This window comes from Bartonella sp. MR110HLJHH (assembly GCF_042194225.1).
Taxonomy (GTDB): domain Bacteria; phylum Pseudomonadota; class Alphaproteobacteria; order Rhizobiales; family Rhizobiaceae; genus Bartonella; species Bartonella grahamii.
In genome coordinates this window covers 265,245-276,392 of the sequence record NZ_JBHIMQ010000001.1, presented here as the reverse complement: position 1 = coordinate 276,392, position 11,148 = coordinate 265,245, and the positions used below count along the sequence as shown (strand labels likewise).

9 protein-coding genes are annotated in these 11,148 nt (G+C 39.8%); 2 read left to right on the top strand and 7 right to left on the bottom strand.

Annotated elements, in window-relative coordinates; all coding sequences use genetic code 11:
- Positions 1–20: 20 nt before the first annotated feature.
- From cyoA to acnA, 7 genes are all read right to left on the bottom strand, one after another.
- Complete coding sequence (gene cyoA, locus ACFIKB_RS01070) at positions 21–992, bottom strand: ubiquinol oxidase subunit II (RefSeq protein ID WP_273787465.1); 972 nt, start codon at positions 990–992, stop codon at positions 21–23.
- Between the two features lie 133 nt (positions 993–1,125).
- Positions 1,126–1,578: a type II 3-dehydroquinate dehydratase gene (gene aroQ / locus ACFIKB_RS01065; protein ID WP_375635438.1), complete on the bottom strand. Its 453-nt coding sequence runs from the start codon at positions 1,576–1,578 to the stop codon at positions 1,126–1,128.
- 54 nt (positions 1,579–1,632) lie between these two features.
- On the bottom strand, positions 1,633–2,766 hold the full coding sequence (recF, locus tag ACFIKB_RS01060) for a DNA replication/repair protein RecF (protein ID WP_375635437.1): 1,134 nt from the start codon (positions 2,764–2,766) through the stop codon (positions 1,633–1,635).
- Between the two features lie 20 nt (positions 2,767–2,786).
- Positions 2,787–3,908 carry a DNA polymerase III subunit beta gene (gene dnaN / locus ACFIKB_RS01055; RefSeq protein ID WP_375635436.1) on the bottom strand — a complete coding sequence of 374 codons (1,122 nt, stop codon included), beginning with the start codon at positions 3,906–3,908 and terminating at the stop codon, positions 2,787–2,789.
- Positions 3,909–4,094: 186 nt separating this feature from the next.
- Positions 4,095–5,666, bottom strand: a complete 1,572-nt coding sequence (dnaA, locus tag ACFIKB_RS01050; protein WP_375635435.1) for a chromosomal replication initiator protein DnaA — start codon at positions 5,664–5,666, stop codon at positions 4,095–4,097.
- 700 nt (positions 5,667–6,366) lie between these two features.
- The gene (gene rpsT, locus ACFIKB_RS01045) at positions 6,367–6,633 is read right to left on the bottom strand and encodes a 30S ribosomal protein S20 (RefSeq protein ID WP_375644393.1); all 267 of its coding nucleotides are present in this window, start codon (positions 6,631–6,633) and stop codon (positions 6,367–6,369) included.
- 237 nt (positions 6,634–6,870) lie between these two features.
- Positions 6,871–9,558 (bottom strand): aconitate hydratase AcnA, encoded by a 2,688-nt coding sequence (gene acnA / locus ACFIKB_RS01040; protein ID WP_375652593.1) that lies wholly within the window; start codon positions 9,556–9,558, stop codon positions 6,871–6,873.
- 297 nt (positions 9,559–9,855) lie between these two features.
- On the opposite strand from acnA, the gene ccmA reads away from it, so the two are divergent.
- Complete coding sequence (ccmA, locus tag ACFIKB_RS01035) at positions 9,856–10,467, top strand: heme ABC exporter ATP-binding protein CcmA (RefSeq protein WP_375635432.1); 612 nt, start codon at positions 9,856–9,858, stop codon at positions 10,465–10,467.
- Positions 10,468–10,478: 11 nt separating this feature from the next.
- Positions 10,479–11,144, top strand: a complete 666-nt coding sequence (gene ccmB / locus ACFIKB_RS01030) for a heme exporter protein CcmB (protein ID WP_375652592.1) — start codon at positions 10,479–10,481, stop codon at positions 11,142–11,144.
- Positions 11,145–11,148 lie beyond the last annotated feature (4 nt).

Below are 11,148 nucleotides of genomic sequence, written 5' to 3'. Positions count from 1 at the left end.
GCTCTTTCTTTACTGACCCTTTAAATAACATCAGGATCAAATACTGAACATAGTGCACCCCATAGAGTCTGAGCAGCAGCACGTTTCATTAAATCCTCATTACATACCGTATTTTCATCGACACATCGATTAACAACACGATAGTAAAGGCGCTTCTCAACAGGTGCAAAATAACGAACTTCAGCATCTTTTTTCTTCGCAGCAATATCACCCATACGAGGCGCAATAGAAAGTTGACGATAAGATGCACGATCAAGTACTCGACCATTAGCCCGAGCTTTTACAATCCAATCCTCAAAGTCCTGCAAAGACACAGAATGCCACTTAAACCGCATACTCGAAAAACCATCACCACTGTAATTTGCTGAGGTTCCTTTGAATACTCCTTGCTCTTCAGCGACCAAATGCAACTTAGCATTCATCTGCGGCATAGCGTAAAGAACTGTACCCAGTTTGGGGACCCAAAAAGCATTGACAGAATTCTCTGACGTCAATTGCAATAAAACCTGACGTCCTTCAGGCGCATAAATCTCATTAATCGATGCAACACCATATTCAGGATAAATAAAAAGCCATTTCCAATCAAGAGAAACGGCATCAATCTGTAATGGCTTTCCTTCACCTACAACTTCCACTGGGAGAGGATTTGTAGGTTCCAGCTTATAAGTATAATAAGCTGTTAATGAACCTAAAACCATTACAATTACAATTGGAATACCCCACATCAACGCTTCAATTTTATTTGAATGCGCCCAATCAGGAGAATAGTCCGCTTTCATATTCGATGCGCGATATTTTATAGCTAAAAACACCACACTCACCATAACTGGGATGACAACACAAAGCATCACCACCACACAAACAACTATCAAAATGAGCTGTTGACGTGCAACATAACCTGATGGCTGTATAACATCAATTTTACAACCAGATAAAAGCAGTGCTCCCCCTAAAATCACAAGCATTTCTAATTGTCGAACAAAGCTTTTCATCTCTATTTACCCCCGTCATATGCACCAAAAATTGTCATAAAATATATATACCTCATATTGTACAGATTTGAAAATAATTATCAAGTGAATTCAATGCCTATATTACTCTTATCAAACGCTTATTCTTTACCTATCACAATTTAATTGTTTTGCTTAATTGTTTTGCAATATATTCAAGTGCAAACCAATATCCATCACCTCCACACCCAGTTATGATAGCGTCTACACCTGCAGATGTATAAGAGTGGTGACGAAAAGCTTCACGCTGGTAAATATGAGATAAATGAACTTCTACTTTCGGCCCTGAAAACATTTTTAGGGCATCAAGAAGTGCAACAGATGTATGACTGTAAGCCGCTGGGTTAATGATCAATCCAGAACTTGCCTCTATTGCTTCTTGTATCCATGCTACCAACTGCCCTTCACAGTTACTTTGATAAAAATTTATTACGATATCATTTTTTTTTGCCCATTCTCTGCATCTTTTTTCAATATCTTCCAGAGTCTCAGTTCCATAAATTTCTGGCTCACGTTGACCTAGAAAATTTAAATTAGGACCATTTAAAATCGTTATCACCTCAGACATAGCATGCCTTTTCCTTTAGACCTATCACTTATTAAAAAAATATTTAGCATGTTTTTACGACAATAAAGCCCCATCCTTAATCTCAAAGAATTCTGCGCGTCCTTTTAAGTCATCAAATAAAAGACGATCTGTTCCTGTCATAAATGTTTGTACAGCTAAATCATCAAGAATATCAAATAAAGCAGCACGTCGATGCGAATCAAGATGAGCAGCCATTTCATCAAGAAGAAGAATAGGAGCTTTTTCCGACATCATACCTGTTAGACGTGCATGACACAAAACTAAACCTGTCAGCAGCGCTTTTTGTTCACCTGTTGAACACGATGCGGCTCCCATATTTTTATCAGCATAAAAAACCTGCAAATCTGCGCGATGTGGTCCTTCTAACGTCCGCCCAGCAGCACGGTCCATTGCGCGATTATGCCGCAATCGATCACAAAATTGCTCTTCAACTTCAATTGCTGATATTTCACTAAGAGCTGTTTCCAAAAAACCATCAATTTGCAAAAAAGCTCGTGGAAAAGGTATCTGTGATGGCATTTGTGTAAACATATCATTTAAAAGACGAATAACATCAACACGCGCCGCAGAAATAGCTGTCGCCAGTTCTGCCATCTGCTTTTCTAAAGCATCAAACCAAGCATAATCTTCATTTCCATCTAAAAACAAACGATTACGTGCGCGCATAGCTCTATCATAATCGGCTATGCGGCGCCTATGCAAGGGATCAATCGCCAAAACCATACGATCCAAAAAACTACGGCGCTCAAGCGAAGGACCTGTAAAAAGACCATCCATGGATGGTGTTAGGACACTAATATGACAATAATCTGTTAGGCAATCACCCGACTCATTTACACCATTAATATGGACTTTTCGACTGTTATCGCTAACCTCCAAAGCTGTACCAATCTTTACTTCACCATAAAGAGCGCATTCAAGACGCGCAAATACAACAAATCCTCCACCGTCACCATCTACAAAGCTAACGTCAGAATAAGCAGCACGCCGCAAACCACGACCAGGAGAAAGAAAAGATAACGCCTCCAAAAGATTCGTCTTACCAGCACCGTTATGGCCGGTAAAAACCACATGCTGACCAGAAAAATGAATATTGAAAAAAGGATAATTGCGATAACGTAAAAGCTTCAGCTGCCTCACTGCCACTTTGTGCACATGACTGGCCATGCATTGCAAAACAATTGCCCCTAAACGCGAATAGGCATCAGTACATAGAGCACATCCACATCATCATTATCACGAATCAGAGCTGGTGCTCCAGCCTCAGCCAACATAAAAACCATCTCGTCACTTGAAAGCTGCCCAGCAATATCCAAAAGATAACGTGAATTAAATCCTATCTCAAGCGGTTCAGATGCATAAGTTACTGATAATTGATCTTCTGCACTGCCCGAATCTGGGCTATTAACAACAAGCCTTAACTGTCCGTGCTCAATCGTTAATTTAACTGCACGCCCCCGATCACTTGAAATCGTTGAAACACGATCAACTGCAGAAGAAAAGTCCTGCCTATTAACAATTAATTCTTTATCATTTCCAAGAGGGATAACACGTTGATAATCCGGAAATGTTCCATCAATTAATTTTGATGTAAAAATCACAGAACCTACAGAAAAACGAATCTTTGTCTCTGAAAGCTCTATACATACATCGCTATCATTTTCTTCTGAAAGAAGTTTTTGCAATTCTCCTACAGCTTTACGGGGGACAATAACACCGGGCATTCCCTCAACTCCTGAAGGAGCTTCCATCTCAACTTGTGCCAAACGATGACCATCAGTTGCAACCAAACGCAATTTCAAAACACCGTCATTAATAACATGTAAATAAATACCATTAAGATAATAACGGGTTTCTTCAGTAGAAATAGCAAACTGCGTACAATCAAGTAAATGTTTTAAGCTTGATGCCGATAGAGAAAAACGATAACCAAACTGCCCAGGAAGCGACTCTGGAAAATCTGCCTTCGGAAGACATTGAAGCTGAAAATGTGCACAACCCGAAACAACGGACATTGTAGCTGCCTGATTCTCATCGACGGATAATACAACTTCATTGCTATCAGGAAGTTTTCGAATGATATCATAGAGCAAATGTGCTGGAACAGTTGTTGCTCCAGCTTGTTTAACATTAACTGCAAAAGATTCCGTAACCTCTAAATCAAGATCTGTTGCTTTTAACTGCACAGAACCATTTTCTGCATCAATCAGTACATTCGATAAAATAGGAACAGTATTACGGCGCTCTACCACACGGTGAACCCGACCAAGAGACTTGAGAAATTGACTGCGATCAACTGTAATACGCATAAAAGCCCCGTATGATTTACTAAAAACTATAAGAATTCCTTAGCATTAAAAATAGATCCTCTTCAAAGAATCGCCTGCTAGACTTTATTAAACCTCTCTTAAAATGGCAAGCCACTCCTGCATAAGAAAAAATAAATCTTTTCATTAAATTCTTTAAAGTTTCTCCAAAGAAAGAAACAATAAACACTATACAGCCTGTTCTCCAATCAACCGCTTAAGCAATTCAAGTTCCTTAGCCAAGGTCTGATCACCACAAACCAAATCTTCAATTTTACGCACAGCGTGTAAAACTGTTGTATGATCACGCCCACCAAAACGACGCCCAATTTCTGGCAACGAGCGAGGAGTTAATACTTTTGCTAAATACATTGCAACTTGCCGTGGCTTCACAACCGTACGTGTTCGACGATTAGATAACAAGTCCTGTTTAGAAACATTATAATGACGTGCTACCGTACGCTGAATTTCTTCAATCCGAATGCGCTTAGGTTCACCAGGACGTGTCAAGTGACCTAATAACTCATCAATCCGCTCTAAAGATAAATCAGACTCAAAAGATTGACGAAACAAGAGCTGATTAAATGCACCTTCAATATCACGCCCCGACCCTAAAACCGTTTTCGCAATATATTCCAAGATATCATCAGAAATTGATACCATGCCATCATCTTGTTGTGCCACCTTCAACCGCTGGCGCAACATTTGCAAACGCATTTCATAATCTGGTGCTTCAATTTCAAGAGCTACCCCTCCCTGAAGACGAGAACGAACGCGAAGATCAAGCGATTCTAATTCTGCTGGCGGACGATCTGCAGCGACAACAACTTGTTTTGCACTATCAAGCAACATATTAAGCAAATGGCAAAACTCATGTTGTATCGACTTACCCTGCAAAAACTGCATATCATCAATAATCAAAAGGTCGATATCACGAAGCTGTTCTTTAAAAGAAAGAGCATCATTATCACGAATAGCTGTTGCAAAACGCCACATAAAATATTCAGCAGTTAAATAAATAACGCGCGCAGACGTTAAACGCTTCAATGCAGAAGCAGCAATCGCCTGAAGCAAATGTGTTTTTCCTAAACCAACAGATGCGTGAATAAAAAGAGGATTAAAACGCAAAGCACTTTTATGCCCCTCCGCAATTGAACGCGCAGCTGCTAAAGCAACACGATTAGAAGCCCCCTCAACAAAACTTTCAAAAGTATAGCGCGAATCAAGCGGAGATCCAAAAACTCCCGTTTGAGAACTCTTAACTGAATGCTCTGCACAACTTTCAACAAAAGATGAAGTCGCCTGCTCCTCTAGCACAACAGAAGGAACACTTCTTTTACAAACGACGTCTCTTGAAACGCGTTCCATACCACGAACAATAACTTCAACACGAAGAATTGCTGAATTCTCTTGTTTCCATAAATGAGTCAAAAGAGAACCATAGTGATTATTAATCCATGAACGTAAAAAAGCAGTAGGAACAGAAAGCTTTACAAGAGTATGGCTATATTCAGCAAGCTTCACACGTCCAAACCAACTGGTATAAGCCTCAACACCAACCTGCACCTTTAATTGCGCCATAACACGTATAAAAGCCGCCGCACTTTCCTCCTCTGAAACAATAGAATGCCCTATAGAAGCATTTCTACGAACATCCTCATCACTCTCCGTCATCCTATTCTTTATTATGTTCTCTGCTGACAGGATATTCACCGAAACCCTTTTAAAGGAACTAGCTTTAGAGTTCAATTTATCCACCATCTTCCATCCTGATAAAAATAAAATTTTGTCCTGCCAAACAGCTAAAATAAATCTAGCGAAGGCAAAACGCCCTACCCCAAATAAGATTACTCACCCTCCCCTAGGATAGCCTCATCACAACCCCACTAACAAAGATGACCAATAAGATTTACTTGCACTCATGATATGACCCACCCTTCTAAAATGGTAAACATATCTATTCAGAAAACTAAAAAATCGTCAGAAAACCTTTCCAGTACAAAAGCTTCGAAAAGCCTAAGTCAAAACATCTTGTACTCAACAAAATATAGAACAATGTGCTGGTGTGACCCCTTCATGCTTTTTAGTCTTCATAAGAACCATACAAAACAGCAGAGGTAAAATGCAAGAGGTCAAAATAAAATCAAAAAACCCGAAAAAAATGCTTGTATCAATGAGGAATGAAAAAAATATTGATTCAATTCATTTTTTTTCTCTAAATTTACCAATAATTAAAGAATCTCCTCAGATTTAAAAAAAAAAATAAAATGCTTGACAAAAAAGACTCTGTAAAAATCCACAAAGCTTGTGGATAACCATACTCCCCCTATAAACTTTCTCTCCTTTTTCAAGAGGAGAATCATTATCGATTCTTATTTTCAATAGAAACTTTTTGAAATAATAAACAAAAAGCCAGCATCCTCATGGATACTGGCTTGATTCTCAATAAAGGAGAAAAAGCTTAAACGCTGAGAGCCTTCAAACGTTTAGCTAAACGCGATACCTTCCTCGCAGCAGCATTTTTATGAAAAACCCCTTTAGAAACCGCACGCATAATTTCAGGCTCAAAATTCTTAAATGCAATCTCTGCAGATGCCTTATCGCCACCCGCTAAAGCATCATCAAACTTACGTATAAAGGTACGAACGCGCGAACGGCGGGCCTTATTAACCTGTGTGCGCGTTGCAACCTTGCGCACCGCTTTTCGAGCAGAAGGTGTATTCGCCATAAATATAATCTCTCTTTCAACACCTTGGTAAAATGAGTCTAAATGACAACTCTACCAATATAAATAAATTCAACCCAAGCAAAACTATAAAGCTGCCTATAACTGTGTGGCTTATAGCGCAATCCCAAAGCTAACGTCAATTAGATTTTCAAAGATAGTCATAAAAAAACGAAGCCAAACTCTTTGATCCGCAACTTTATAGCTTAATAATAGATATTCCTTAACAAACAAAAGAATTTAAACAGCTAACTTACGCAAGACATATTGCAAAATTCCCCCATGATGCAAATAATCTAGCTCATCTTCAGTATCGATACGGCATAATAACGGAGCGGTTTTTATCGTACCATCAGAAAAAGTAATTTTCGCTACTGTCTTTTGACGAGGTTTCAAGTTATGAATTCCTTCAATTGTCACCTTTTCATCTCCCTTTAAGCCTAAAGATTTCCAACTTACACCCTCCTCAAAGACAAAGGGAACAATGCCCATACCAACAAGATTAGAGCGATGAATCCTTTCAAAAGACTGTACAATCACTGCTTTTATACCAAGAAGATTGGTACCTTTGGCTGCCCAATCGCGCGATGATCCATTGCCATATTCAATACCAGCAAAAACAACAAGTGGAGTACCTTCTTGTTTATACGCCATTGCTGCATCGTAAATGGCCTGTTCTACCGCTGACGGATAATGAACCGTATAACCTCCTTCCCGACCATTTTCCCCCAACATGAAATTACGAATGCGAATATTGGCAAAGGTCCCACGCACCATAACTTCATGATTCCCACGACGCGTTCCATACTGATTAAAATCAGCCACTTTAACACCATGATCCATTAAATATTTTCCGGCAGGAGAAGCTGCTTTAATAGAACCAGCAGGAGAAATATGATCCGTCGTGATTTTATCACCAAATAAACCTAAAATCCGTGCATCTTTAATATCTGGTAAGATATCAGGTATTTTCTGCATATCATCGAAATAAGGTGGATTGCGTACATAAGTGGATTGCTCATCCCAAGAATAGGTAGAACCCGTAGGAATCTGAACTTTTTGCCAATTTTCATCTCCCTTAAAAACATCTGCATACTTTTCAGCAAAAACCTTACGCGTGACATTTTTTTCGATGAATTCCTGTATTTCTTGAGAGGTTGGCCAAATATCTCTCAAATAAATGGGTTGGCCATTTGAATCTTCACCAAGAGGTTCCTTGGTTAAATCTTTACACACCGTCCCGATGAGCGCATGTGCAACAACTAACGGTGGTGAAGCTAAATAATTCGCTTGCACATCAGGGGAAACACGCCCTTCAAAATTACGATTTCCCGAAAGAACCGCAGATGCAATTATACCATTGTCATTAATCGTTTTGGAAATAGCTGGATGCAAAGGACCAGAATTCCCAATACATGTTGTGCACCCAAATCCTACTAAGTTAAATCCTAATGCATCTAAATCTTTTTGCAGACCCGAGTTTTGCAGGTAAGCTTCAACGACTTGTGAACCTGGTGCAAGAGAAGTTTTTACCCATGGTTTGCTCTTGAGACCTTTTGCCACTGCATTTCTTGCCAAAAGACCCGCTGCAATAAGAACACTTGGATTCGATGTATTCGTACACGACGTAATCGCAGCGATCACCACATCACCGTGACCAAGCGTATATTCTTCACCCTCGACCCGATAACGCTTATTTTGTTCAGAAGTCTTCTTATAGTCTTCGACCAATGCCTTCTCAAAACCCTGCCCAACGTTTTCCAATGCAATACGTCCTTCAGGACGTTTAGGACCAGCCATAGAAGGAACAACAGTTCCCATATCCAATTCAATTGTATCACTAAAAATGGGATGAGCCACCATTTCGTCATGCCACATCCCTTGTGCTTTGGTGTAAGCTTCTACTAAGGCAATCCGATTTTCATCACGCCCTGTCATATTGAGATAACGCACTGTCTCCTTATCAATTGGGAAAAAACCACACGTTGCTCCATATTCAGGTGCCATATTTCCAATCGTTGCCCGATCAGCAAGCGTCATCTGCTCCAAACCAGGACCAAAAAACTCAACAAATTTACCGACAACACCCTTCCGGCGTAGCATTTGAGTCACAGTCAATACGAGATCGGTGGCTGTTACACCTTCTTTAAGTTTACCTGTTAGACGAAAACCAATCACTTCAGGTAACAACATAGAAACAGGTTGGCCTAACATTGCTGCTTCTGCTTCAATACCACCAACACCCCAACCTAAAACCCCTAAACCATTAACCATAGTTGTATGCGAATCAGTTCCCACACAGGTGTCAGGATAAATCGTCTCACACCCCTCTTCATTCTTCATCCATACACATTGTGCTAAATATTCTAGGTTAACCTGATGACAAATCCCTGTTCCTGGAGGAACAACGCGAAAATTTTGAAAGGCTTGCTGCCCCCATTTAAGGAAACGATAGCGTTCACCATTGCGTTCATATTCATGCTCAACGTTTTCCTTAAAAGCCATGGAATTGCCAAAAGCATCAACAATAACTGAGTGATCAATGATGAGATCAACGGGAATGAGAGGATTGATTTTTTCAGCGTTACCGCCAAGTTTAACCATAGCATCACGCATTGCAGAAAGATCAACAACTGCTGGAACACCTGTAAAATCCTGCATAAGAACACGTGCAGGACGGTAAGCAATTTCTGCCCCAGCGCTCCCTTTGTCGTTTAACCACTTAGCAACATTGAGGATATCCTCTTTTTTAACTGTGCGACCATCTTCAAATCGCAATAAATTTTCGAGAATAACTTTCATCGAAAACGGTAAACGAGAAACACCTTCAAGACCATTCTTCTCCGCTTCGATCAAGCTATAATAAGTATATTCTTTGCCACCAACATTTAATACTTTGCGACAATTAAAGCTATCAATTTGAGTCATGACTGTCCACCCTCATACTATAACCACCCAATTTCCAGGAATGAACAACACAAACTACGAGTCAAGGTCGCAGCTTGAGCGCAGACGCAATCACCTCCGCCATCCATTTCCCCCTCCACCCTCTCGTAGGCAAATGCGGAAATCAGCGCCAGAAACCATTTTACACCAGATATTGATGTAAGGTATCTCTTATAGAACTATTTCTAGAACTATTCTAGGTACAATTGCACAAAAAATGTGTTTTTTATTCTATAATGCAATAAAGAATATGAAAATAAAAACAAAATAGGCAATCACATGGTGTTATCAGGCAAAGATTTAGCCGCTTACAGAAACGAGGAAATTCTGTTTAAAGGTCTTTCTTTTTGTTTATTTTCACAGCAACTGATGACAATCACCGGTCCTAATGGTATCGGAAAATCTACATTACTCCGAATCATTGTCGGTCTTCTTGAAGCTGCTGAAGGTCATATAATACTTAAAGACCATAATCAAATATACCCTGTTGCAACTGCGTGTCATTATCTTGGTCCTCAAAATGCTATGAAACCTCTCTTATCTGTCATTGACAATTTGCAATTTTGGGCAGATTTTTACGGTCAACATTTACGCTTTGTGCATGAGGTTCTTGCCGATATTGGTCTTTCTAACCTTGAACATTTACCCTTTAAAGCTCTGTCAACTGGACAACAAAGGCGCGTAGCTATTGCTCGCCTTTTGCTCTCCTATCGTCCTCTTTGGATTTTAGATGAACCAATATCTGGACTTGATAACCATGCTCAAAAACTCCTTGCTCGTATTTTCCAGCGTCATCTCAATCAAGGTGGTATGATTATCGCTGCAACTCATAATTCCCTAGGTATTCCAGAAAACCATAAAATCGCTCTGGAAAAATTTTTACCTCTCTAGGAGAGAATAAAATGAAAGCACTGTTCTGGCGTGACCTTAAACTATTATTAGCGCCACAAGCCTCTTCACTAACAGGACTATTATTTTTTATCGCTGTTGTTGTCATAACCCCCTTTGCCATTGGACCAGATCCCAAAATTCTTGCACAAATAGGGCCAGGTATATTGTGGTTTGGAGCCCTTCTTGCAGGACTCCTCAATCTAAACAAACTTTTCCAAATCGATCGCGATGATGGTAATCTCGACCAATTTATCCTTTCAGGAAAAAGACAAAGTTTTACACTAATTGTTTTTACCAAATGTCTTGCCCATTGGGTAGGAACAATGCTTCCTCTTATTTTTGCTACACCTATTTTAGCCCTCATGCTCCATTTAGATGTAACAATAACTTTTACAACAATACTTACCCTTTTATGCGGAACACCAGCCATTATTTTTATTGGCGCCATAGGCGCGGCACTGGCAACCTCATTGTTGCACAGTACTCTGCTTATTTTTATCATTATCTTGCCGTGGATCATTCCAATTATGATTTTTGGTGTCTCGGCTGCTACAGCCCCAATAAATCCAAATATTTCTTTTCTCACGTCCTTGGCTCTTCTCAGCGCTTTTTCACTTCTTTTGAGTCTCTTTGGCTCTTTTGTTGCTGCGATAACGCTTAAACTTTTATCAGAATAATAAA